The following is a 24,444-nucleotide window of genomic DNA, read 5'->3' as shown; positions in this document are numbered from 1 at the left end:
ACAAGTTTTTTTCGATAGAATCAAGCTTCACAAGTGGTTCTTTTTTAACGACTCAGTTATCTTATCATGTCATTTCCAACATGTCAACAACTTATTTTTTATTATTTAATAAGTTATTGGTGTTCTTTTGAACAAATAATAATATATCAACATCACATGTGAAAGTCAATAAGAAAATGCTTATTTATCAACATTTCTAGCTTACATGATCATTGGTTAGTTCTGGTCCTTTTTCGTTCGTCTTTATAACTCCGAGAGACGTAAAATCCTTTTGTTTTCAGTTTAATGTTCATGTTCTTGTCTTATTCACACCAACTAGATGTCTCACCTTCTAAAATTTTCCTTAACAAAGTGCTGCTTTTATCTATTTCTGCTTTTTTTTGCTAGAATAATAGTAACAATATGACTCTGGAGGATTTATTTATGAAAATTTTGATTGCTGACGATGATAAAGAAATCGTTGAATTATTAAGTATCTATGTTCACAATGAGGGGTATGAAGCAGTAAAGGCTTATGATGGGAAAGAAGCATTATCTAAAATCAGAACAATCCCTGATATTGAATTACTTATTTTAGATATCATGATGCCAGAGATGGACGGGATGCAAGTAGTGAAAGAACTGCGAAAAGAATCTCAAATACCAATCATTATGCTGACAGCAAAAACTACTGATATGGATAAGATCAAAGGACTGGTCGCTGGTGCAGATGATTATGTGACCAAGCCATTTAATCCGTTAGAAGTAATGGCTAGAGTAAAGTCTTTATTACGGCGTACAAAAATGCAGATTGCTCCAGATCAGCCTGATGTATTAGAAGTAAATGCATTAATCATCAATAAAGACTCTCATGAAGTTAAAACAATCGATGGGAAAGAAATCCAGTTAACAGCTTTGGAATTCGGTATCCTCTACTTGCTTGCTAGTCATCCTAATCGAGTATTTAGCGCGGATGAAATTTTTGAGCGTGTTTGGAAACAAGAAAGTATTGTCTCTGCTAAAACTGTCATGGTTCACGTTAGTCATTTAAGAGATAAAATTGAAGAAGCAACTGGTGGTGAAAAAGTCATTCAAACCGTTTGGGGAGTGGGCTATAAAATTGACGCAAGATAGTAAACGAGCAACTGAAAAACGCCGTCGGATCAATTTGACTTCAAAAGAAATCAGCGAATTGTTAGCGGAAGGAATCATCACGATTATCCTTTTGCTTCTATTAAATGTTTCTATTCTGGTTGTTATCAGTTCGGTGATCAACAGTTCACCTTCTTTGACGAATGCGATTTGGGATTCAAAGAATATTTTTGCAGAACGATTGAACACTGATTTGTTCTGGAACGGCCGGAATTTTATTATTCCCTTTTTCTTTCTATTAGATATTGGTGTTTTGTATTGGCGCTTGATTCGAAGATATCGCCAAATGCAATTGCGGCATATCATCAGCGAACTTCACTACATCGCAAACGGAAATTATGATCATCGTATCCCTTTTGAACTGAGTGGTGACTTAAGCCGAGTGGTAACAAGTATCAATGGATTGGTGGATAGTACCGTAGCAGCGATTGAAGACGAACGTAAAATCGAAAAATCAAAAGATGAATTGATCACGAATGTCAGTCATGATATCCGTACCCCACTCACGTCCATCATTGGATACCTAGGACTGATAGAAGATGGCCAGTATCACTCAGAAGAAGATCTTTTAAAGTATACGCATACTGCTTATATCAAAGCAAAGCAGATGAAATCTTTAGTGGACGACTTATTTGAATACACTAAGGTACGCCAGCCTGCTGTCCCGGTGAATTTTTCTGCCTTTGACATGATCCAGTTGATCGAACAGTTAGCAGCTGATTTTGAGTTGGAAGCTTCTAAAAAAAATATCCAAATACTTGTTCAATCAAAAGTAGACTCCCTTATCATGGATGGCGATACCGAAAAACTTGTACGTGTCTTCAATAATCTTTTGACGAATGCGTTGAAATACGGAAAAGGAGCAACGAAGATCGTAATCGAAGTAGAACGTATCGGTTCAGAAGTTGTTGCAACAGTCAAAAATAACGGAGCAATGATCCCACAACAGGCAATCGATAATCTATTCGACCGTTTTTATCGTGTAGAAGAATCTCGTTCACAAGCAACTGGAGGAACTGGACTTGGTTTAGCAATCGCTCAAAGCATTGTGGCTTTGCACGGCGGATACATTTATGCAAAATCAGATAAGCAATGGACTTCTTTCATCATGCACCTTCCAATCAAGAAAAATGAAAAATTACCTATTGATACACAGGAAGTTATTGACGAAAGCTGAAATATTCGCTATTCTTATTACAATTATTAGAATAAATGAAAAACACAGAACCCAGTACACTTTATTCTTTTTCAGAGAGCTGATGGCAGGTGTAAATCAGCAAAGGATAATTTGGAAGTTCCAGTTCGTTTACGTGCCCTTTCGAAATAAGAAAGGTCGGTTCAACAGCCGTTATGTGTTCAACAAGTGCAGCTGACGCTGAACTTGGGTGGTACCGCGAATTTCAGACTGATTCGTCCCAAGAATAATGGGATGGATCAGTCTTTTTTTATTTTCAAAAAGGAGGAAATCATATGTTAGATGTAAAAATGATGCGACAAAATATTGAAGAAGTACAAGAAAAATTGATGACTCGGGGCGTAAAAAAAGAAACATTAGCTGAATTCATGGAACTAGATGAAAATCGTCGTAAGCTACTAGTCAAAAGTGAAGAATTAAAAAAATATCGAAATGATGTTTCTGCTGAGATCGCCCAATTGAAGCGTGCAAAAGAAGATGCTTCTGCTAAAATCGCTGAAATGAAAGAAGTCGGTGGCAACATCAAAGCATTGGATACTGAAATTGCTGAAGTGGATGAAAAGTTGAAACAAATTGCAACTACTTTGCCAAACCTTCCCCATGATTCTGTGCCAGTTGGAACAGATGAAGAGGACAATGTAGAAATCCGTCGTTGGAGCGAACCACGTACATTTGCTTTTGAACCAAAACCACACTGGGAAATTGCAGAAAATCTTGATATTTTAGATTTTGAACGTGGCGCAAAAGTAGCCGGTAGCCGTTTTGTCTATTACAAAGGATTAGGTGCTCGATTAGAACGTGCAGTCTACAACTTCATGCTTGATCAGCATATTTACGAACACGGCTATACTGAAATGATCACTCCTTATATCGTCAACAGTAAAGCGATGTTTGGTACGGGACAATTTCCAAAATTCAAAGAAGATGTTTTCCAATTGGAGAATACTGATCTAACGTTAATCCCAACAGCTGAAGTACCATTAACTAACTATTATAATGATGAAATTTTAGATGGTGCAGATTTACCTATTTATTTCACTGCACTAAGCCCTGCTTTTCGTTCTGAAGCCGGAAGTGCTGGTCGGGATACACGAGGACTGATTCGTCTTCACCAATTCAATAAAGTAGAAATGGTCAAATTTTCGGATGCAGAGCATTCTTACGAAGAATTGGAAAAAATGACAGCTGATGCAGAAGATATCTTGAAAAAATTGCATTTGCCTTATCGTGTGATGGCCTTATCAACTGGAGACATGGGCTTTTCTGCAGCTAAAACTTATGACTTAGAAGTATGGATTCCTGCACAAGATACTTATCGTGAAATCAGTTCTTGTTCTAACTGTGAAGATTTCCAAGCACGCCGAGCAATGATCCGTTATCGCGATAATGATGGAAAAATCCACTATGCTCATACTCTGAATGGTTCAGGACTTGCAGTTGGCCGTACAGTAGCTGCCATTTTGGAAAATTACCAAAATGAAGATGGTTCTGTCACAGTTCCAGAAGCGCTCGTTCCTTATATGGGGAATCTGAAAGTTATTAAATAAAGAGGTTGTGAAAAAGCCGCTTAGTTTCGAGTATTAAGAAAAATTTTGTGAAAATGGCTTTCCACATTTTTGCATAAATTGGACTTAATACCGAGAAACTGACTTTTGAACACCATTTATCGAGAGGTTGTGAAATCAGCGTCCTGGCCTGAGTATTAGAGAAAAAAATGGAAAAATAGTCCCTCATATTTTACCGTTTGTTGAACTAATACCGAGGGTCAGCTGATTGAACACCGTTTAGTGGAGAGGTCGTAAGCCTACCCCCCAGCTCCGAGTTACAAGGAACAAATTCAAAAAACAGCTCTTCATATTTTATGAATGTTGTACTTGTGATTCGGAGGTGGCAAGGGAACACTGTTTATTCAAAAAGAGGCTGGGACAGAAGCGTTTAACTCCAAGAAATAAGAAGAAATTCACGAAAATTGCTTTTCAAATTTTTGTGAATTTCTTCTTATTTCCGAAGGAGTTGATTCTGCTTCCGCCGTTTATACGTGTTTAGAGCGTGAGACAAAAGTGTTCTTTACTTTTGTCCCACGCTCTTTAATGTTTTTAAGATTCAACTGAATAGTTTGGTGCTTCTTTTGTGATTTGTACATCATGAGGGTGTGATTCTTTTAATCCACTGCCGCTCATTTGGATAAATTGCGCTTCATCACGTAATTGCTGTAGATTCGCTGCCCCAACATAACCCATTCCTGAACGCAAACCGCCGATCATTTGGAAAATAATATCTGCAACACTTCCTTTATAAGCAACCCGACCTTCGATTCCTTCTGGTACTAATTTATTTGCTTCATTAACACTACCTTGGAAGTAACGGTCTTTTGAACCTTTTTCCATCGCGCCTAATGAGCCCATACCTCGGTATGTTTTGAATCGACGTCCTTGGAAGATTTCGAATTCACCTGGTGATTCATCTGTCCCTGCCAACATACTTCCTAGCATCACTGCATGTCCGCCGGCAGCTAATGCTTTGACGATGTCACCAGAATACTTGATCCCTCCGTCTGCAATAATCGCTTTGCCATATTGACGAGCAACTGATGCTGCATCATAAATAGCTGTGAGCTGAGGTACACCTACACCGGCTACCACACGTGTCGTACAAATCGATCCTGGTCCGATACCAACTTTTACGACATCTACACCTGCATCATATAAAGCTTTTGTCGCTTCAGCCGTCGCAACGTTTCCTGCAATCAATGTTGCATCTGCAAAAGTTGAACGGATTTCTTGAATTTTTCGGATCACACCTGCACTATGTCCATGAGCTGTATCGATGATGATTGCATCTGCCCCTGCTTCTAATAAAGCATTCGCACGCTCAAATGTATCGCTTGTTACACCAACGGCTGCTGCTACAAGCAAACGACCATGTTCATCTTTTGCTGCATTTGGAAATTCGATCACTTTCTCGATGTCTTTGATCGTGATCAATCCGCTTAAACGACCTTCGTTATCTACGATTGGTAATTTTTCGATTTTATGTTTTTGCAAAATCTTTTCTGCATCTTTTAGAGAGGTACCTACTGGGGCAGTCACTAAGTTGTCTTTTGTCATCACATCAGCAATCGGCATGTGATAATCTGTTACAAAACGCATGTCGCGGTTTGTAATTATCCCTACCAATTTTCTGTTTTCAAGTGTTTCAACGATTGGCACACCACTGATACGATATTTGCTCATCAATTCTTCTGCGTCTGCTACAAGATGCTGTGGCGTTAAGAAGAACGGATCAATGATTACGCCACTTTCAGAACGTTTGACTTTTCTTACTTCATCCGCTTGCTGGCTGATCGTCATGTTTTTATGGATCACACCTAGTCCGCCTTGTCTTGCCATAGCAATGGCCATCTTGCTGTCGGTAACAGTATCCATACTTGCACTGATGATTGGAATATTCAACTTAATATTTTTAGCTAATTGTACGCTCATATCCACTTCGTTTGGTAACACGTGACTTTCTGCTGGTATCAATAAGACATCATCAAAAGTAAATCCTTTTTTCGTGAACTTTGTTTCCCAGTTGGACATTTTTAGTACCACTCCTCTAATTTAGTTTATCTATTAAAATAATTGATTTTTTCATTTAAGTCAATGATCTACTTGGAATCAAGTTAGCTTTCTCATAGAATACCAATATAAAGCGTTTACATCTGTGTGTATTAAAAGAGATTGTAAAAAAGCTGTCCTGCATCAAGTAATAAGAACAGCCAATCAAAAATAGTTTTTCATATTTTTGAATTGGTTGGGCTTATTACCGCAGATGCAAGCTTTTGAACACCGTTTAGTGGAGAGGCTGTGAAAAAGCTGCTTAGTTTCGAGTAGTAAGAAAAATTTTGTGAAAATGGCTTTCCACATTTTTGCATAAATTGGACTTAATACCGAGAAACTGGCTTTTGAACACCGTTTAGTGGAGAGGCTGTGAAAAAGCTGCCCTGCATCAAGTAATAAGAACAGCCAATCAAAAATAGTTTTTCATATTTTTGAATTGGTTGGGCTTATTACCGCAGATGCAAGCTTTTGAACACCGTTTAAGGAAGAGGTTGTGAAATCAGCGTCCTGACCTGAGTATTAGAGAAAAAAACGGAAAAACAGTTTCTCATGTTTGTTGAATATTGTGATTTGTGATCGAGGAGTTGGAGGAGAACACCGTTTATCGTAAAAAGGACTGTGACAAGACTTTTGTCACAGCCCCTTACTATTATTTAATTATGGATAAACAAAATGAGGTTCTTTACTACCCCTCGATATTTAGCAAAATAGCTGATCTTTTTGCTAGTTTATCTTCTTGGGACGGATAAACTTCCAATAATCCCGTATTTTTTCTTCAAGTAGTAACGGATTGCTAAAGCAGCTGCCCCGATAATGATAACTACTACTGGATCTAATACTGGATTGATAACTGGCGGCAATAGTGTTGTCGCAGAAAACAGTACGACCCAAAGAAGTGTCGTTCCACCTAGGATAAGCAATGTCTTACCCATTCCTGGTTTCTTGCTTCGATCTGCTCCGGGATATTCATATTGATAGATGTATTTGTACATCATATAAAAGACCCAGCCACCGATTGCAGAACCTAGAACGAGTGTAGAAAAGCCATAAGCTGGCGTTGTTCCACGTGAAAACAATCCGGTAATCGCAATCATGATACTTAATAGACCAAGCAACAGCAACGTATTATCTAACCACATCAATAAAGGGGTGGATGAATTTTTTACTTCTGCTGGCTTATTGATGATTGCTTCCGTTCTTTCAGAGACTGTCCCAAACAATTGACGGGCTGTTCTTCCGCCTTTTTGTTCTGCAACTAAAGTAGGCAGAATGTCATGAAGGGCTTTTACTTTTTCTTCTTCAGACAAATTCGCTGCTTCTAAAGATTTTTTCAAATCAAAAATGTACTGTTGATTTCTTTTGGTTAATTTTGTTTCTAAACTATTGTTTTCTTTTACGATTGCTCGTAATTGTTCTGGTTCCATTATCTAATAGTCCTCCTTAGCCGTTCCTTTTCTCAACGGTCGTCACAAAAGACATTCTACCATATTCTACAGCTAGTTTGATAGCCCTTTTACACATTAAAGCGGAATAACATTACGTCGCCGTCTTGTACGACATAATCTTTTCCTTCTAATCGAACACGTCCAGCTTCTTTTGCTGCATGCATGTTTCCGTAATGATCCAAGTCTTCAAAAGAGACAGTTTCTGCACGGATAAATCCGCGTTCGAAATCTGAATGGATGATTCCTGCTGCTTGTGGTGCTTTGATTCCTTTTTTGAATGTCCAAGCACGTACTTCTTGTTCCCCAGCAGTAAAGTAAGTAGCTAAGCCTAACAAATCATAAGCAGCACGGATCAACTGATCCAAACCTGATTCTTCGATTCCTAAAGCTTCTAAAAATTCCGCTTTGTCTTCTTCATCTAATTCTGCGATTTCTTCTTCTGCACGAGCACTGACCACGATCACTTCTGCATTTTCTTCTGCAGCAAAGTTGCGCACTTCTTGTACATAATGATTCGCGTCTGCATCTGCTACGTCATCTTCTGAGACATTGGCTACATAAAGAATTGGTTTTGTCGTCAATAAAAATAGTGATTTAACGATTTTTTGTTCTTCTTCAGTAAATTCGATCGTTCGGGCAGATTTTCCTTCTTCCAGTACAGGTTTGATTTTATCCAGTACAGCTAGTTCTGCCACTGCATCTTTATCTTTGGTTTTAGCAACTTTTGCTACACGAGTATAGCGTTTGTTGATAGATTCTAAGTCTGCTAACACTAGTTCCAAGTTGATCGTATCAATATCTTCTAGTGGATCAACACGTCCTTCTACGTGAGTAATATTATCATCATCAAAACAGCGAACAACGTGACAAATAGCGTCTACTTGGCGGATATGGCTTAAGAATTGATTTCCCAAACCTTCTCCTTTACTTGCGCCTTTTACGATTCCAGCAATATCTGTAAATTCAAAAGTCGTCGGAACAGTTTTTTTCGGATGTACAAGTTCTGTTAAGCGTTGCAAACGCCAGTCAGGTACTTCTACCATCCCTATGTTAGGGTCGATCGTTGCAAAGGGATAGTTTGCTGCTTCCGCTCCTGCTTTTGTGATCGCATTAAACAAAGTTGATTTTCCTACGTTGGGCAACCCAACAATTCCAGCAGTCAATGCCATAAATTTATTCACTCTTTCTCTGCATTTTTTTCAATTACTTTTTTTAATTTCTTTTCAAAATCTCGACGGGTCATCATGACGATATGTCCGCAATTCATACATCTGATTTTGATATCTGCGCCCATTCGAATGACTTCCCAGCGATTCGTCTGGCAAGCGTGAGGTTTTTTCATTTCAACGATATCGTGCAAGTCGTACATAAAAATAGCCTCCTTTTTGTTTATTCTTCATCAAATTGAATATTCAAGATATCAAGAATTCGAGTCAAATCTTTTTGAGAAAGATATTCAATCTCGATCTTACCTTTCCCATTTTTTTCTTGGATAGCTACACTTGTACCAAATTTATCCATCAAACGATCTTCGCTTTCTCGGATATAATATGGTTTTTCCTTTGCTAGCCTTGGGATTTTTTTCTTTTCTTTTCCATCATTTTGATTTAACTCAGAAACAAGCTGTTCCAGTTGGCGGACAGTTAAATTTTCAGTTACTGCACGATTGGCTAATTTCAAGATCAATGTTTTATTTTTTAAACCTAACAGCGTACGGGCTTGTCCCATAGATAAACGCTGATCTTGTACCATTTCCTTGACAAGATCCGGTAAAGAAAGCAAGCGCAAATAATTGGCGATATAAGGTCTGCTCTTTCCTAAACGACTAGCTACTTCTGCTTGTGTTAGTTTCAGGTTTTTCATCAGCATCTCATATGCTTCTGCTTCTTCTAACGGATTCAGATCTTCTCGCTGCAAGTTTTCCAGCACTGCTACTTGCATCATCGCTTCTTCGTCAAAGTCTCTAACGATAGCAGGGATCGTTTCTTTTTCAGCTAGTTTGGACGCTCGAAAACGTCGCTCCCCTGCAATAATCTCATATCCTTTTACTGCGGAACGGCGTACGATGATGGGTTGAAAGACGCCTGATTGTTCAATAGAATTAGCTAGTTCCTGCAAAGATACTTCTTCAAATGTTTTACGGGGCTGATACGGATTTGGTCGCAGCTCATTCAATGGTAGCTGGACAACGGTATCATCTTTTACATCCACCGTCTCTAAGTTTTCTAAATCTTGAAACAGTGCATCGATTCCTCGGCCTAATCCTTTACTTTTCTTCACGACTTACCACTTCCTTTGCCAATGCTTGGTAGACTTCAGCTCCTCGAGAACGTGGATCGTAGTCGATGATCGGTTTTCCATGACTAGGTGCTTCTGATAAACGAATATTTCTTGGAATGATCGTTTCGTAAACTTTTTCGCGGAAGTATTTACGTACTTCTTCTACGACTTCATTTCCCAGATTTGTTCGTGCATCATACATTGTCAGTAAGACTCCCTCGATCTCTAATTCTGGATTAAAGTGTTTTTGGACTAAACGAACCGTATTCAGTAATTGGCTTAATCCTTCCAATGCGTAATACTCACACTGAACAGGTATCAAAATCGAATCACTTGCTGTAAATGAATTGATTGTCAGATGGCCAAGAGAAGGCGGGCAATCGATCAAAATATAATCATACTGACTGCTTACTTCTGCTAAAGATCCTTTTAATCTTGATTCTCTTGCCATCATTGACGTCAATTCGATCTCTGCTCCTGCTAATTGGAGAGTCGCAGGCACAATACTCAAATTTTCGTGTTCAGTGGTCAAAGTTGCCTCATCAATTGGCAATTCATTGACTAGAACATCATAGATGTCTCTTGTCACATCAGGTTTTCTGATCCCGACACCACTGGTAGCATTTCCTTGCGCATCCATATCCACTAGCAATACTTTTTTACCAAGGCTAGCAAGACAAGCACCTAGATTCACCGTCGTCGTTGTTTTGCCGACGCCACCTTTTTGGTTCGCAACAGATATTATTTGTGCCATCTCTTCTCCTCCTATTTGATTGGCTGCTTATTAGGCAGTCCGGGCTTTCTTGGGTATTTCTTTGGGGTTGGTTTCTTTTTTTGAATAACGATGATATGCCGTTGGTCAGAGACATTCGGCAAGGTAACCGCCTCTTCTTTGAGGAATTTACCACCTAATAAAGCAATCGCTTGTTTTGCTTCTGTCAATTCCTCTTCACTTTTTGCTGCTTTCAATGCATAAAAATAGCCTTCTTGTTTAGCCAAGGGCAAACACAATTCCGCTAACACATTCAAACGAGCAACCGCACGAGCAGTGACAAGGTCAAATGATGCACGAAAGTGAGGATTTTGCCCAAATGTTTCTGCCCGGTCATGATATAAGGAAGCATCGATTCCTAATAATCGGGTTAACTCAGATAAGAAGGTTATTCGTTTATTCAGAGAATCAACGATCGTTATCTGCAGTTCTGGAAAGGCAATTTTTAAAGGTATGCTAGGAAACCCTGCCCCCGAACCGACATCGCATAAAGAAAAAGGCTGCGTAAAGTCTACTTCAAATGCTAATGTAAGTGAATCGTAAAAATGCTTCAGATATACGTCTTTTTCATCCGTAATAGCTGTAAGGTTCATCTTTTCGTTCCATTCGACTAATGTCCGATAATAAATAGCGAATTGATTCATTTGATGATCGGTAAGCTCTATCCCTTTTTCTGCCAAGGATTGGCGAAATTCTTCTGGTATCATAAATATTCCTTTCATTGTGAAACAGCAATTGTTTCACAGATTCTCTCCCTACTTTAACGCAAAATCCCTAGACATGCAATCCTTCCATATGGATTCTTAAAAATTTGAAAAGTAAGAAAAGCCGATAGACTTTTTCTTTCTAGTATGACTCATAAAATATACACAGAAGAGAGAACTAGCTTTGAGCAATTTCTGCAAAAACTAGTTCTCTCTTCTATTTATTATTACGTATTACGCTGGTTCACTGACTTTCGCAATCTTCCCTTGTTCGATATAGACCATTAGGATACTTAGGTCTGCAGGGTTTACGCCACTGATTCGGCTAGCTTGGGCAATTGTTTCTGGTTGGATTTTCTGCAATTTTTGTTTTGCTTCTGTTGCTAATCCGTTGATTGCTGCGTAGTCGATGTTTTCTGGAATCTTTTTCGCTTCCATGCGTTTTAATTTTTCTACTTTTTCCATGGCTTTTTTGATGTAGCCTTCATATTTGATTTGGATTTCTACTTGTTCGATTTCTTTTCGTGTCAATTCTTCATTTTCTGGAATAAACCGTAGAAGATCTGCATAAGTAATCTCAGGACGTCTTAAAAAGTCGCTTGCTAGTACACCATCTTTTAATGGTGCCGCATTAATCGTTGCTAAAAAGTCTTGGACTTCTTCTGTTGGTTTGATTCGTACATTCATCAAACGTTTGATTTCTTGTTCAACTGCTTCTTTTTTCTTCAAATAATTCTTGTATTGATCTTCTTTTACTAAGCCTACACGGTGACCCATTTCTGTTAATCGCAAATCTGCATTATCATGACGTAAAAGCAGACGGTATTCAGCACGTGAAGTCAGCAAACGATAAGGTTCGTTCGTTCCTTTTGTTACCAAATCATCGATCATGACACCGATGTAACCGTCACTTCGTTTGATCACTAAAGGTTCTTTTCCCTGAACTTTCAAAGCTGCATTGATACCGGCAATCAGCCCTTGTCCAGCCGCTTCTTCATAACCGCTTGTACCATTTGTTTGTCCAGCTGTATAAAGATTTTCAACGACTTTAGTTTCTAATGTCGGACGGAGCTGGTGTGGCTCTACTACGTCATATTCGATAGCATATCCTGTACGCATCATTTCTACTTTTTCTAATCCAGCAATAGAATGAAGCATGTTGACTTGAACATCCTCTGGTAAAGAAGTAGATAAACCTTGAACATAGACTTCTTCCGTATTTAAGCCTTCTGGTTCCAAAAATAATTGATGACGTGGTTTGTCTGCAAAACGCACGATCTTATCTTCGATGGATGGGCAATAGCGAGCGCCTACCCCTTCAACGATCCCTGTAAACATTGGGGCACGATGTAAGTTGTCTCGAATAATTTGGTGAGTCGTCTCACCTGTATAGGTCAGCCAGCAAGATTCCTGATCTAGTTTATAGGCACTATCTGGTGTGCTGAAGCTAAAATGATTCGGCTCTTTGTCACCAGGTTGCTCTTCTGTAACAGAATAGTCGATCGTACTTGATTTTACTCGAGGCGGTGTTCCTGTTTTGAACCGTTCGATAGCAAAGCCAAGTTCTTTTAGATGATTCGCTAGTCCAATAGAAGGTTGAGAGTTATTCGGACCTGATGAATATTTCAATTCACCGATAATGATTTCTCCGCGAAGTGCTGTTCCGGCTGTAATAACAACTGCTTTGGCCCGGTAGCTCGCTCCTGTGGAAGTCACTACTCCATGACAAACACCATCTTCGACGATCAGTTCTTCGACGATTCCTTGTCTTAGCGTCAAATTTGGTTCTTTTTCGATCGTATGTTTCATTTCTGTTGAATAAGCATGTTTGTCTGCTTGTGCTCGCAATGCTCGGACAGCTGGGCCTTTTCCTGTGTTCAACATACGCATTTGGATATAGGTTTTATCGATATTCTTACCCATTTCTCCGCCTAGCGCATCGATTTCTCGAACGACAACGCCTTTAGCTGGTCCGCCTACAGAAGGATTACATGGCATGAATGCTACCATGTCCAAATTTATTGTCAGTAATAATGTTTTTGATCCCATACGTGCAGCAGCAAGTGCAGCTTCTGAACCGGCGTGTCCTGCGCCAACAACGATCACGTCATACGCATCTGCTTCATAATGTTCCAATCGTTTGTTCCTCCTTTTATTTTCCTAGACAAAATTGACTGAATAATTGAGTGATTAGCTCATCTTGTACACTGTCGCCGACAACTTCTCCTAGATAGTCCCAGCAACGCGTCATATCTATTTGAACGAGATCCACAGGCATTCCTGCATCAATACCTGCAATGACTTCTTCAAGTGAGAGGGAAGCTTTTTCTAACAACGCGATATGGCGGGTATTAGAAACATAAGTAGCGTCTCTTTCTCCTGTTTCTCCGCTGAAGAATAAATCAGAAATAGCTGATTCCAAACGATCTAGTCCGTCGTTTTTAGCTACGGAAATTGAAAAAACTGGTTCATTTTCGATCAATTTCTTCAATTTTTCTTGTTCCAGCTGTGCTGGCAAATCTGTTTTATTTAGAAGAATGATCCGTTTTAATCCACTTGTCGCTTCCAATAATTGTTCATCTTCTGCTGTCAGTGGTTCGCTTTGGTTTAGAACAAGTAAGATCAAGTCTGCTTCTGCTAATGCTTTTCGGCTTCTTTCGACCCCGATCCGTTCCACCACATCTTCTGTTTCCCGAATTCCAGCTGTATCGATTAGCTTGAGCGGTACCCCCCGAACATTGACATACTCTTCGATTACATCTCGAGTCGTTCCTGCAATATCCGTAACGATTGCTTTTTCTTCTCTTAACAAATGGTTTAACAAGCTTGATTTGCCGACATTTGGCCGGCCGATGATTGCCGTACTTAACCCTTCTCGCAGAACCTTCCCTTGCTTGGATGTAGCAAGTAGCGCTTGGATTCTTTGTTGGATCATCTGCGCTTTTTCAAGCAATAACTTCGTAGTCAATTCTTCGACATCATCATATTCTGGATAATCAATATTTACTTCTACTTGTGCTAATGTCTCTAAAATTTCTTGTCTCAATGAGCGGATCAAAGCAGACAGGTTGCCGTCTAACTGATTAAGAGCTAGTCCCATTGCTTTGTCTGTTTTTGCCCGAATCAAATCCATCACAGCTTCTGCCTGTGAAAGGTCAACACGACCATTCAAGAATGCTCGTTTTGTGAATTCGCCTGGCTCAGCTAATCTTGCACCTTCTCTTAACAATAGCTGCAAAATTTGATTGACTACAACGATCCCACCGTGACAATTGATTTCTACTACATCTTCCCGCGTAAATGTCTTTGGTGCTCTCATCACGGAGACCATGACTTCATCGACAAGCTGATTGCTCTTGGGATCAGCGATATGTCCATAATGGATCGTATGGCTTGGTACTTCTGATAATCGTTTGTTTCCAGATTGATAAACTTTATCTGCTAGTTGCACAGCTTGATCGCCACTTAAACGAACGATACTGATTGCACCTTCTCCAGGTGGGGTAGAAATTGCTGCAATCGTATCAAATTCTAAAGTAATTTCAGCCATTTTTTCACTTCCTTTTTCATTTTGCGCACAAAAAAAGTGCCCACTCCACCCTTTATGCACAATAAACGGTGAACTTCGCACTTTGACTGCTTGTTCTTGATTAAATTCTGGTCATAGATTATCACACTTGCTATAAGGAATCAAGTGTTTAAAACAAGTTAGATGAAGTTGAGCCTGTTCTGCTTCCATTACCTTATATTGGATTGTCCTTGGATGTCTCTTTGCGTTCTTTGGTTTATTCGAAGAGAAGATACTGTATAAACAAGGCTTTATCTTTCTTAAAAAAAACGGTACACTAAATGGTAGCGCTATCTAAACTATGCACTTTTGAAAGGAGAAAATATGTGAGCCCGTTCAGATCTGCTGCATTGGAAGAAGAAAGTGACCCTCGGATCAACGATGTCGTTTTATATACAGGGAATATCAACCAGAAATATATCGTCCGCGATATCGTTTTTGTTGTGGAATGCTTAGAAGCTGATTTGTTTGACCCATCTTTTCCCAAAGATGACCTTTTCTTAACAACGAAGAGGAAATTAAAGACGAAGGTACTTGAATATGGTGCGAATGCAGTAATCAACTGTCATTTTGAGTATCAGCAAAAAAAACGCGACGGAAAGTATTTTCTGGAACTTTTTGCTTATGGAACAGTGATCCAATTTATCCAAACAACGATTGGTTAAATGAAACAGACAAAAAAAGCGGATCAAAACTGAAGACAGTTTCGATCCGCTTTTTTCTATCAAAGTTAGTGACTACTTCATCGTATACTCTGATAAGAATGATTTCTAGTAAAATATACTTGGTTTGAAAAACTTTGTCAACGTGATTTATTCAAAAAGTAATGGAATCAATAATATTTTTTAGCAGGTTCTACTACTAAATAACGATAAGGTTCCTCACCTTCCGAATGTGTTTTTACATGTTCATCTTTGCTTAATGCAGCATGGATTTGTTTACGTTCAAATGCAGGCATTGGTTCTAAGAAAACAGGCTGCCCTGTCCGTTTTACTTTTTCAGCCGTGCGATCAGCTAAACGCTGAATGATCTCTTGGCGCTTTTCACGGTAATTGCCTACATTGACTACTACAGACAGCTTATTTCTTGCTAAACGATGGATGAAGACTTGTGCCAGATATTGCAATGCATTCAGTGTTTTTCCATGTTTCCCAATCAGTATGCCTTGCTTTTGTGTTTCTAAATGGAAAACAACCATATTATTTGATTCTCTTTCCATTTTGACAAGAGCTGGAGCATCAAGCTGTTTTGAAATTTCAGTAAGATAAACTGCCAATTCCGTTAAAGCTGCTTCATCACCTAGCTCACTTACTTCTTCTGTTTTTTCTTCAAGAATCGTTTCGTTGACTACCTCGATCTCAGCTGTTGGTTCTTCTTCCAAAATTTCTTCTACAGTCTGTTCTACTGTTTCAGAAACTTTTTCGCTGATACTTGGCTGGATCGAAAGCCGTGCATTCTTTCGACCCATTCCTAGGAAACCTTTTTTTCCTTCTTCCAGTATTTCGATTTCGACTTGGTCTTTGGCCAAACCCAAATCAGCCAGACCTAGTTGGACAGCTTCGTCTATTGTTGCAGCTTCATAAATCGGCATTAGCATTACCTCCCCTATTATTTCCGTTTTTTCTTAGGATTCATTGCTTTCTTAAGAGCACGTTCTCTTTCGCGGATTCTCCGTGCTTCTTCTTCACGCTCTTTTCGAATTTTGAAAGGGTTGTTGATCAGCAGCGTTTGTACAACTTGGAAGGCATTGGAAACTACCCAGTATAATGAAAGACCGCTGGCTAAATTGACACCCATCACTAAAATCATTACAGGCATCACGAAATTCATGATCTTCATTGATGCATTCGATTCAATCTGACTCATGCTAGATAAATACGTACTTGCAAAAGTAAAGATTGCTGCTAAAATCGGCAAAATAAATGTTGGATCCGCGTTCCCTAAGTTCAACCATAAGAAATGCCCTTGTTTCAACTCAGGTACACGTGAAATAGATTGCCATAACGCCATCAAGATTGGCATTTGTACTAATAAAGGAAGACAACCAGCATATGGATTGACGCCATTTTCTGCATATAAACGCTGCTGCTCTTCTCTTAACTTACTTTGTGTTTCCGGGTCTCTTGAACTATATTGTTGCTGCAGTGCTTTTAATTTCGGTTGTAATTCTTGTGTTTTACGCATGCTCTTTGTTTGGAAATGCATCAACGGCAATAGGATCACGCGGATGATCAGTGTAAATAAAATGATCCCTATCCCTGCATTACCAAATGACAACGCCTTGATCGCCTCAGCAAAGTAATAAACAATGTAACGATCCCAAATTCCTGTACTCTGTGCGCTGACTTCCCCAGTTCCGCAACCGGATAAGACGATGACCAAACTAACGATACCGGCCATCAAAAGTAAACGTTTGTATTTCTTCACTTACTCTTTTCCTCTCTGTCGATTATTTTTGCAAGTTTTAAGACGTGGACTAAATTGGAGCGAACCTCATCATAAGTCAACCCCTTCACACTTGGTCTAGCAATCACAATAAAATCCAACTCCGGATCAATCTCTTCTTTTATAGAATAAACTGCTGCTCGGATTTTTCGTTTGACTTCATTGCGGTTTACCGCGTTGCCGACCTTTTTTCCTACAGATAAACCAACTCGAAAATGAGGCTGTCCCGGTTTTTCCAAACGGTAAACGACGAATTTGCGGTTAGCAAAAGAATCTCCCGTATGGAACACGGCTTGAAACTCTCGTTCTTTTTTTACTCGATACGCTTTTCTCATTAGTTTTCTTTCCTTTTCTATCTCTCACTTACGCTCATAATCATACCATAATTACGATTGTCCTTTCATCATTTCCCTAAAAAAGAGTATAAAAAAAACCACTGAAACCCCAGTGGCCTAAGCTGAAAGAACTTTTCTTCCTTTGCGACGACGGCTAGCTAACACACGACGTCCATTTTTAGTACTCATACGTTTACGGAATCCGTGAACTTTTTGACGTTTACGTTTATTTGGTTGGTATGTTCTTTTCATATATTCCACCTCCAAAATGTTCTTATCTATTTTATAAATACAGACATACTTTGATAGTATAACGACAAAGTAGTGATTTTGTCAATATAAAATAGAAGATCGATTGTTAAAACTTATCCACAAGATTATTTTTTTCTGTGGGAATCCTATGTGGAAAAAGTTATACACAGGGATTATCCACAGATAATAAATGGCTGGTTTTACACAGAAAACACACGTGTATAAAAAGTAATCCACAATCAGGCGATTTCCTGTGTATTACGTCTCCTAACTATTGGTATATCTATATTTTTTATCCACAGATGCGAGAGGAAATCTATTGTTTTTTACGAGTTTTCCACCTGTGTATTAGTGTTGTGGAAAACTTTTTTTGACAACTGTGTTTTTCTCTTTTTTCTTTTTGTCGATTGTGTGGATAATTGTAATTAAAAAATTTTTTTCTTCGGTTTCTGTGGAAAACTATTGAAAAAAATGCTAAATTAGTACTAGTTATTCACTTTTTAATGAAGGAGGAGGCCTTATATGGTATCCCTCGATGCTTTATGGAATGAATTAAAAGCAACATACCAAAAGGATTTATCGCCTGCTAGCTATAATACATGGATCGAAACAGCGAACCCTCGAACCCTTGATCAAAACCAGCTCGTTCTTGAGGTTCCTAGCAAGATTCATAAAGAATATTGGGAAAAAAACCTGGCGACAAAAATCGTTGAAGTCGGTTATATGTTATCAGGAAATGAGATTATCCCTCGCTTTATTACTGGCGAAGAAGCAGAGCAAGAAGAAGTTATAGAAGAAAAAAATCCAAAAGTTGTGGCACCTAGTCCGCTAAAAAAAGCCATGCTGAACCCTAAATATACCTTTGATACGTTTGTCATTGGTAAAGGAAACCAGATGGCTCATGCAGCAGCGCTCGTTGTAGCAGAAGATCCAGGTTCTATTTATAACCCGCTCTTCTTTTATGGAGGCGTGGGACTTGGTAAGACTCACTTGATGCATGCAATTGGTCATCAAATGCTGCAAAGTCAGCCTAATGCCAAAGTAAAATATGTAAGCAGTGAAACTTTTGCTAATGATTTCATCAATTCGATCCAAAACAAAACAGCAGAAGAGTTCCGTCAAGAATATCGAAATGTTGATTTACTGCTAGTGGATGACATTCAATTTTTTGCAGAAAAAGAAGCTACGCAAGAAGAGTTTTTCCATACTTTCAATGCCTTGTACAATGAAGGGAAACAAATCGTACTAACCAGTGATCGGTTGCCAAATGAGATTCCGAAACTGCAAGAACGCCTTGTTTCTCGCTTTGCATGGGGGCTGTCTGTTGATATTACACCGCCGGATCTTGAAACAAGAACAGCAATTTTACGTAAAAAAGCGGCGGCTGAACGTCTAGAGATCCCAGATGACACACTAAGCTACATCGCAGGACAAATCGATTCTAACATTCGCGAATTAGAAGGTGCGCTTGTTCGAGTGCAAGCTTTTGCTGCGATGAATAGTGAAGATATTTCGACTAGTCTAGCTGCAGACGCACTAAAAACGTTAAAATCAGGAAAAGGACATCCTCAATTGTCAATCCTGCAGATCCAAGAAGAAGTGGCAAAGTATTATCACATCCAATTGAAAGATCTCAAAGGAAAGAAACGCGTCAAATCTATTGTTGTTCCTAGACAAATCGCTATGTATTTGGCACGTGAGCTCACAGATAATTCTTTACCGAAAATCGGAGCTGAATTCGGTGGCAAGGATCATACAACGGTTATCCATGCTCATGAAAAAATCCAGCAGCTGATGGATTCTAGTGTCAGTATGCAAAATGAAGTATCAGAAATCAAAAACTTTTTACTAAATTAATTTGTCGATTCTATCAACTGAAAATAGCATGTGGATAAAAGAAAAAAACGTTCAAAAGTTATACACACTTTTTCCACAGCTGTTTTTTCGTTTCTCTCTTACGTTTTTTGAGTTTTCCACAGAATCAACATGCCCTATTACTTTTATTATTCTTTTTAACTAATAATAAATAAACAAACATTCAAAGGAGATACATCATGAAAGTTACTTTAAACCGAGCTAGCTTTATGCAGGAATTGCAAACTGTTCAACGAGCTATTTCAAGCAAAACCACGATCCCTATTTTGACAGGTGTAAAAATCACACTGACACAAGAAGGTTTGACTTTGACGGGGAGCAACGCTGATATATCAATTGAAACTTTTTTGTCTGTTGAAAACGAAAAAGCAAATATGCAAATCGAATCTACTGGTTCCATTGTTTTACAAGCACGTTTCTTTAGCGAAATCATTCGGAGACTTCCTGAAGAAACATTTACTTTAGAAGTTTTAGAAAATAAACAAGTAGCGATCACTTCTGGAAAAGCGAATTTTATCGTAAATGGATTAGATGCAGATAACTATCCTCATCTTCCTGTTGTCGAAAGCCATAACCAGATGAAATTACCTGTACACGTATTGACTAAACTAATCAACGAAACAGTTTTTGCTGTCTCACAACATGAGAGTCGTCCAATCTTGACAGGTGTGCATTTCATTTTATCTGATAATTCTTTATTGGCTGTAGCTACTGATTCTCACCGTCTAAGTCAACGCGTGATTCCAGTAGAACAAGCGGCTGATCATTTTGATATTGTTATTCCTGGAAAAAGTTTGATCGAATTATCTCGCTCATTAACAAATGAAGAAGAAATCGTCGAAATCAGCATTATGGAAAACCAGGTGTTGTTCAAAACAGAAACGATGTATTTCTATTCCCGTTTGCTAGAAGGAAACTATCCTGATACCAATCGTTTGATTCCTTCAAGTTTTAATACAGAGGTTGAATTTTCTGTTCCTAGCTTTTTAGCGGCGATCGAACGGGCTTCTTTACTTTCTCATGAAGGCCGTAACAACATCGTTCGTTTATCTATTCGTCCAGATGCGGTTGTTTTATACGGAAATTCGCCAGAAATCGGGAAAGTAGAAGAAAGCTTGAGTTATACAGCAAGCAGTGGCGATCCATTAGATATTTCTTTCAATCCGGATTATATGAAAGCAGCGTTGCGTGCATTTGGAGATATGAGCATCAAAGTGAAATTTATCTCTGCTATTCGTCCATTTACATTGGAACCAACGGAAGATGGCGTTCAATTTATTCAGCTGATTACTCCTGTACGTACAAATTAACAATGATTTTCAATGTTCTTGAAAATTTAATTGAAAAGAAATAGAAAAAATAAAATTTTAAACAGAAGGCCATAAAATCTCTTTTAAGGCTTTCTGTTTATTTTTGTTTAAATCACCTTTTTTAGATTAAATCGTCTTATATGGAAAAATATATGGATAAATTTGTTTTATTGCGAAAAAAAGGTATAATAGAGTATACTTTTAATAATGAAAATGAGGGATGGGCATTGAAACAACAAGTCATTCTAAATACGGAATTCATGACGTTGGGCCAAATGTTGAAAGAAGTCACCGTTATCGGTAGTGGCGGACAAGCAAAATGGTATTTGGCAGAAAACACTGTGTTAGTCGATGGCGAACCAGAAAATCGTCGTGGACGCAAACTTTATCCCGGCATGATGGTTGAAGTTCCAGAAGTAGGAACTTTTTTTATGGTAAAAAAAGGAAACGACGATAATGAGGCTGAATAAGCTGTATTTAAAAAATTATCGAAATTACGAAGAGCTGAACATCGAATTTTCCAAGAACCTCGTCATCTTTTTAGGAGAAAATGCGCAAGGAAAAACGAATCTTTTGGAAAGTATCTACGTATTAGCTATGACGCGAAGTCATCGGACAAGTAGTGAGCAGGAATTGATTGGCTGGACTGACGATCAGGCGATGATTCAAGGAGAGATCACAAAAGGTTCATCCACTCTTCCATTAGAAATCTTATTATCTAAAAAAGGCCGAAAAACCAAGATCAACCATATCGAACAGAAAAAGTTAAGTACTTACGTGGGACAAATGAATGTCATTTTATTTGCACCAGAAGATCTTTCTTTAGTAAAAGGCAGCCCGCAGATCAGGCGGAAGTTTTTAGATATGGAATTAGGCCAGATCAATCCAATCTATCTTTATGATCTTGTCCAATACCAAGCAATTTTGAAACAAAGAAACCAGTATTTAAAGCAATTGAATGAAAAAAAACAAACTGATTTGCTTTATTTGGATATTTTGTCCGAACAACTAGCAGCGTTTGGCAGCAAAGTATTGAAAGCAAGAGCACAGTTCGTCAAGCGATTGGAGTTTTGGGCTAATTCTTTGCATCAGCAAATCACCCATCAAAAAGAGCAGCTGGAAATCGAGTATCTCACCGCAGTCGATTCTTTAGAAACACATACGCAAGAGCAAATCCAAGAACAATTTCTCGCACTTTTGAACCAAAATAAAAAGAAAGACCTTTTTCGGGGAACAACGACAGTTGGTCCTCATCGTGACGATCTTTCCTTTTTTATTAATCAGAAAAATGTGCAGACTTATGGATCGCAAGGACAGCAAAGAACAACTGCACTAAGTGTCAAATTAGCAGAAATCGATTTGATTAAAGAAGAGACAGGGGAATATCCAATCCTTTTGTTAGATGATGTGATGAGCGAGCTGGATGATAATCGTCAACTCCATCTGCTAGAAACAATCGAAGGAAAAGTTCAAACGTTCTTAACAACAACGACACTTGACCATGTAAAAAATAAAATGACTGTTGAACCTGAGATTTTTTATGTTCAACAAGGGAAACTAAAAGGAGAAGAAACTGAATGACAGAAGAAAGAAGTTTAGTAGAACGCGCTAAAGAGTATGATGCCAGTCAGATTCAAGTACTTGAAGGACTTGAAGCCGTTCGTAAACGACCTGGCATGTATATCGGTTCGACTAGTTCTGAGGGTCTGCATCACCTTGTTTGGGAAATTGTCGATAATTCGATCGATGAAGTATTAGCAGGTTTTGCAACGAAAATCCATGTGATTATTGAAAAAGACAACAGTATCACCGTTATTGACGACGGTCGGGGGATACCAGTAGATATCCAGGCAAAAACTGGACGTCCTGCAGTTGAAACGGTCTTTACTGTTTTACATGCTGGAGGAAAATTCGGTGGTGGTGGGTACAAAGTTTCTGGTGGACTTCACGGAGTAGGATCTTCTGTTGTAAACGCGCTTTCTACACAGCTTGATGTCAAAGTATACAAAGAAGGAAATGTGTACTATCAAGAATATCGTCGTGGAGCTGTAGTGGACGACTTAAAGATTATCGAACAAACGGATCGCCATGGAACAACGGTTCATTTTACGCCAGACCCTGAAATTTTTACAGAGACAACTGAGTTTGATTTTTCAAAATTGGCTACCCGGATCCGTGAACTTGCTTTCTTGAACCGCGGGATGCGTATATCGATTGAAGACAAACGAGAAGAAGAACCAGTCATCAATGAATACCATTATGACGGCGGGATCAAAAGTTATGTCGAATACTTGAATGCAAACAAAACCGTGATTTTTCCAGAACCTGTATATTTGGAAGGTGAACAGCAAGATATCGCAGTTGAAGTCTCTATGCAATATACAGACGGCTACCATTCCAATATCATGAGTTTTGCCAACAATATCCATACGTATGAAGGCGGAACACATGAATCTGGATTCAAGACTGCTTTAACTCGTGTGATCAATGATTATGCCCGAAAACAAAAGCTGATGAAAGAAAATGACGACAACTTGACCGGTGAAGACGTGCGAGAAGGATTGACAGCTGTTATTTCTATCAAGCATCCTGACCCTCAATTCGAAGGACAAACAAAAACAAAATTGGGCAATTCCGAAGTACGGACAGTCACTGATCGGTTATTTAGCGAACATTTCATGAAATTCTTGCTGGAAAACCCAAGTGTGGGCCGTCAAATTGTTGAAAAAGGATTACTAGCTTCCAGAGCTCGTCTAGCAGCGAAACGTGCGCGTGAAGTAACGAGACGTAAAGGTGCTTTAGAGATTAGTAATCTGCCAGGAAAATTAGCGGACTGCTCTAGCAACGATCCTGAAAAATGCGAATTGTTCATCGTCGAAGGAGATTCGGCCGGCGGATCAGCTAAGCAAGGTCGTAATCGAGAGTTTCAAGCCATCTTGCCTATTCGTGGGAAAATCTTGAATGTTGAAAAAGCAAGCATGGACAAGATCTTGGCAAATGAAGAGATCCGGTCTTTATTTACTGCTATGGGTACAGGGTTTGGAGAAGCTTTCGATGTATCGAAAGCTCGTTATCATAAATTAGTGATCATGACTGATGCCGATGTCGATGGTGCACATATCCGTACATTGTTGCTGACTCTTTTTTACCGTTACATGCGTCCAATTGTTGAAGCTGGTTATGTCTATATTGCTCAGCCACCTTTATACGGGGTAAAACAAGGGAAGAATATCACGTATGTACAACCAGGAAAGAATGCAGAAGAAGAGTTGAAACAAGTCGTTGCTTCACTTCCTGCCTCACCAAAACCAAGTGTTCAGCGGTATAAAGGACTTGGAGAAATGGATGATCATCAACTATGGGAAACAACTATGGACCCAAGTAATCGAATGATGGCCCGCGTCAGCGTGGATGATGCTATCGCGGCAGACCAGATATTTGAAATGTTGATGGGGGATCGAGTAGAACCTCGTCGTGCATTCATCGAGGAAAATGCACATTACGTGAAGAACTTAGATATTTAATCATGA

At 38.9% G+C, this 24,444-nt stretch carries 22 protein-coding genes; 9 read left to right on the top strand and 13 right to left on the bottom strand.

Annotated features, from left to right (window positions below):
• Positions 1-423 precede the first annotated feature (423 nt).
• The 3 genes from RG571_RS01875 (at position 424) to serS (ending at position 3,873) form a co-directional block, all read left to right on the top strand.
• Positions 424-1,113, top strand: coding sequence for a response regulator transcription factor (locus tag RG571_RS01875; RefSeq protein WP_002295268.1), 690 nt, complete (start codon positions 424-426; stop codon positions 1,111-1,113).
• Entirely contained in the window at positions 1,100-2,308 is a 1,209-nt protein-coding gene (locus RG571_RS01870) for a cell wall metabolism sensor histidine kinase WalK (RefSeq protein ID WP_002295267.1), read from the top strand. Before RG571_RS01875 ends, RG571_RS01870 begins: the two co-directional genes overlap by 14 nt.
• A gap of 293 nt (positions 2,309-2,601) precedes the next feature.
• Entirely contained in the window at positions 2,602-3,873 is a 1,272-nt protein-coding gene (serS, locus tag RG571_RS01865; RefSeq protein WP_002307286.1) for a serine--tRNA ligase, read from the top strand.
• A gap of 549 nt (positions 3,874-4,422) precedes the next feature.
• Here serS and guaB read toward each other — a convergent pair.
• The 9 genes from guaB to mnmE form a co-directional block, all read right to left on the bottom strand.
• Complete coding sequence (gene guaB, locus RG571_RS01860; RefSeq protein ID WP_002295264.1) at positions 4,423-5,907, bottom strand: IMP dehydrogenase; 1,485 nt, start codon at positions 5,905-5,907, stop codon at positions 4,423-4,425.
• 749 nt (positions 5,908-6,656) lie between these two features.
• A complete protein-coding gene (locus RG571_RS01855) occupies positions 6,657-7,352 on the bottom strand; it encodes a DUF1129 domain-containing protein (protein ID WP_002299780.1) in 696 nt (231 codons plus the stop codon).
• 89 nt (positions 7,353-7,441) lie between these two features.
• A complete protein-coding gene (ychF, locus tag RG571_RS01850; protein WP_002318786.1) occupies positions 7,442-8,542 on the bottom strand; it encodes a redox-regulated ATPase YchF in 1,101 nt (366 codons plus the stop codon).
• 8 nt (positions 8,543-8,550) lie between these two features.
• Positions 8,551-8,742: a DUF951 domain-containing protein gene (locus tag RG571_RS01845; protein ID WP_002293106.1), complete on the bottom strand. Its 192-nt coding sequence runs from the start codon at positions 8,740-8,742 to the stop codon at positions 8,551-8,553.
• Positions 8,743-8,762: 20 nt separating this feature from the next.
• Complete coding sequence (locus RG571_RS01840) at positions 8,763-9,653, bottom strand: ParB/RepB/Spo0J family partition protein (RefSeq protein ID WP_002288806.1); 891 nt, start codon at positions 9,651-9,653, stop codon at positions 8,763-8,765.
• Complete coding sequence (locus tag RG571_RS01835) at positions 9,640-10,407, bottom strand: ParA family protein (RefSeq protein WP_114634994.1); 768 nt, start codon at positions 10,405-10,407, stop codon at positions 9,640-9,642. The genes RG571_RS01840 and RG571_RS01835 overlap by 14 nt, the downstream gene beginning before the upstream one ends.
• An 11-nt stretch (positions 10,408-10,418) precedes the next feature.
• Positions 10,419-11,132 (bottom strand): 16S rRNA (guanine(527)-N(7))-methyltransferase RsmG, encoded by a 714-nt coding sequence (gene rsmG, locus RG571_RS01830; RefSeq protein ID WP_002327580.1) that lies wholly within the window; start codon positions 11,130-11,132, stop codon positions 10,419-10,421.
• A gap of 231 nt (positions 11,133-11,363) precedes the next feature.
• Positions 11,364-13,265 carry a tRNA uridine-5-carboxymethylaminomethyl(34) synthesis enzyme MnmG gene (gene mnmG, locus RG571_RS01825; protein ID WP_002299775.1) on the bottom strand — a complete coding sequence of 634 codons (1,902 nt, stop codon included), beginning with the start codon at positions 13,263-13,265 and terminating at the stop codon, positions 11,364-11,366.
• 16 nt (positions 13,266-13,281) lie between these two features.
• Positions 13,282-14,679: a tRNA uridine-5-carboxymethylaminomethyl(34) synthesis GTPase MnmE gene (mnmE, locus tag RG571_RS01820; protein WP_114634995.1), complete on the bottom strand. Its 1,398-nt coding sequence runs from the start codon at positions 14,677-14,679 to the stop codon at positions 13,282-13,284.
• Between the two features lie 299 nt (positions 14,680-14,978).
• Between mnmE and RG571_RS01815 the strand changes: the two genes are divergently transcribed.
• Positions 14,979-15,362, top strand: coding sequence for a hypothetical protein (locus tag RG571_RS01815; protein ID WP_308947460.1), 384 nt, complete (start codon positions 14,979-14,981; stop codon positions 15,360-15,362).
• A 167-nt stretch (positions 15,363-15,529) separates the two neighbouring features.
• Here RG571_RS01815 and jag read toward each other — a convergent pair whose 3' ends face one another.
• From jag to rpmH, 4 genes are all read right to left on the bottom strand, one after another.
• The gene (gene jag, locus RG571_RS01810) at positions 15,530-16,288 is read right to left on the bottom strand and encodes an RNA-binding cell elongation regulator Jag/EloR (protein ID WP_002295258.1); all 759 of its coding nucleotides are present in this window, start codon (positions 16,286-16,288) and stop codon (positions 15,530-15,532) included.
• A gap of 17 nt (positions 16,289-16,305) precedes the next feature.
• The gene (locus RG571_RS01805) at positions 16,306-17,124 is read right to left on the bottom strand and encodes a YidC/Oxa1 family membrane protein insertase (RefSeq protein ID WP_002295256.1); all 819 of its coding nucleotides are present in this window, start codon (positions 17,122-17,124) and stop codon (positions 16,306-16,308) included.
• Complete coding sequence (rnpA, locus tag RG571_RS01800) at positions 17,121-17,477, bottom strand: ribonuclease P protein component (RefSeq protein ID WP_002295255.1); 357 nt, start codon at positions 17,475-17,477, stop codon at positions 17,121-17,123. The genes RG571_RS01805 and rnpA overlap by 4 nt, the downstream gene beginning before the upstream one ends.
• Before the next feature lie 117 nt (positions 17,478-17,594).
• Positions 17,595-17,729 carry a 50S ribosomal protein L34 gene (gene rpmH / locus RG571_RS01795; protein ID WP_002293121.1) on the bottom strand — a complete coding sequence of 45 codons (135 nt, stop codon included), beginning with the start codon at positions 17,727-17,729 and terminating at the stop codon, positions 17,595-17,597.
• Between the two features lie 522 nt (positions 17,730-18,251).
• Between rpmH and dnaA the strand changes: the two genes are divergently transcribed.
• The 5 genes from dnaA to gyrB all read left to right on the top strand — a co-directional run bounded on the left by dnaA (position 18,252) and on the right by gyrB (position 24,438).
• Complete coding sequence (gene dnaA / locus RG571_RS01790) at positions 18,252-19,586, top strand: chromosomal replication initiator protein DnaA (RefSeq protein ID WP_114634997.1); 1,335 nt, start codon at positions 18,252-18,254, stop codon at positions 19,584-19,586.
• Positions 19,587-19,783: 197 nt separating this feature from the next.
• Positions 19,784-20,914, top strand: a complete 1,131-nt coding sequence (gene dnaN / locus RG571_RS01785; RefSeq protein WP_002288361.1) for a DNA polymerase III subunit beta — start codon at positions 19,784-19,786, stop codon at positions 20,912-20,914.
• 227 nt (positions 20,915-21,141) lie between these two features.
• A complete protein-coding gene (yaaA, locus tag RG571_RS01780; RefSeq protein WP_002295251.1) occupies positions 21,142-21,384 on the top strand; it encodes a S4 domain-containing protein YaaA in 243 nt (80 codons plus the stop codon).
• Positions 21,371-22,495, top strand: coding sequence for a DNA replication/repair protein RecF (recF, locus tag RG571_RS01775; RefSeq protein ID WP_002288363.1), 1,125 nt, complete (start codon positions 21,371-21,373; stop codon positions 22,493-22,495). Before yaaA ends, recF begins: the two co-directional genes overlap by 14 nt.
• Entirely contained in the window at positions 22,492-24,438 is a 1,947-nt protein-coding gene (gene gyrB, locus RG571_RS01770) for a DNA topoisomerase (ATP-hydrolyzing) subunit B (protein ID WP_114634998.1), read from the top strand. Before recF ends, gyrB begins: the two co-directional genes overlap by 4 nt.
• Positions 24,439-24,444: the final 6 nt, after the last annotated feature.

Origin of the sequence: Enterococcus sp. FR204 (assembly GCF_031143325.1) — a bacterium.
Classification (GTDB): Bacteria; Bacillota; Bacilli; order Lactobacillales; family Enterococcaceae; genus Enterococcus_B; species Enterococcus_B faecium.
This window is presented reverse-complemented; position numbering and strand designations above follow the sequence as displayed.

What these genes read in the sequence shown, in the direction of transcription:
- gyrB (WP_114634998.1), top strand. Translation starts at nt 22,492, where the DNA reads ATGACAGAAGAAAGAAGTTTAGTAGAACGCGCTAAAGAGTATGATGCC.
- dnaN (WP_002288361.1), top strand. Translation starts at nt 19,784, where the DNA reads ATGAAAGTTACTTTAAACCGAGCTAGCTTTATGCAGGAATTGCAAACT.
- recF (WP_002288363.1), top strand. Translation starts at nt 21,371, where the DNA reads ATGAGGCTGAATAAGCTGTATTTAAAAAATTATCGAAATTACGAAGAG.
- RG571_RS01815 (WP_308947460.1), top strand. Translation starts at nt 14,979, where the DNA reads ATGGTAGCGCTATCTAAACTATGCACTTTTGAAAGGAGAAAATATGTG.
- RG571_RS01845 (WP_002293106.1), bottom strand. Translation starts at nt 8,742, where the DNA reads ATGTACGACTTGCACGATATCGTTGAAATGAAAAAACCTCACGCTTGC.
- RG571_RS01835 (WP_114634994.1), bottom strand. Translation starts at nt 10,407, where the DNA reads ATGGCACAAATAATATCTGTTGCGAACCAAAAAGGTGGCGTCGGCAAA.
- guaB (WP_002295264.1), bottom strand. Translation starts at nt 5,907, where the DNA reads ATGTCCAACTGGGAAACAAAGTTCACGAAAAAAGGATTTACTTTTGAT.
- mnmE (WP_114634995.1), bottom strand. Translation starts at nt 14,679, where the DNA reads ATGGCTGAAATTACTTTAGAATTTGATACGATTGCAGCAATTTCTACC.
- jag (WP_002295258.1), bottom strand. Translation starts at nt 16,288, where the DNA reads ATGCCGATTTATGAAGCTGCAACAATAGACGAAGCTGTCCAACTAGGT.
- rnpA (WP_002295255.1), bottom strand. Translation starts at nt 17,477, where the DNA reads ATGAGAAAAGCGTATCGAGTAAAAAAAGAACGAGAGTTTCAAGCCGTG.
- rsmG (WP_002327580.1), bottom strand. Translation starts at nt 11,132, where the DNA reads ATGATACCAGAAGAATTTCGCCAATCCTTGGCAGAAAAAGGGATAGAG.
- ychF (WP_002318786.1), bottom strand. Translation starts at nt 8,542, where the DNA reads ATGGCATTGACTGCTGGAATTGTTGGGTTGCCCAACGTAGGAAAATCA.
- rpmH (WP_002293121.1), bottom strand. Translation starts at nt 17,729, where the DNA reads ATGAAAAGAACATACCAACCAAATAAACGTAAACGTCAAAAAGTTCAC.
- RG571_RS01855 (WP_002299780.1), bottom strand. Translation starts at nt 7,352, where the DNA reads ATGGAACCAGAACAATTACGAGCAATCGTAAAAGAAAACAATAGTTTA.
- serS (WP_002307286.1), top strand. Translation starts at nt 2,602, where the DNA reads ATGTTAGATGTAAAAATGATGCGACAAAATATTGAAGAAGTACAAGAA.
- RG571_RS01875 (WP_002295268.1), top strand. Translation starts at nt 424, where the DNA reads ATGAAAATTTTGATTGCTGACGATGATAAAGAAATCGTTGAATTATTA.
- dnaA (WP_114634997.1), top strand. Translation starts at nt 18,252, where the DNA reads ATGGTATCCCTCGATGCTTTATGGAATGAATTAAAAGCAACATACCAA.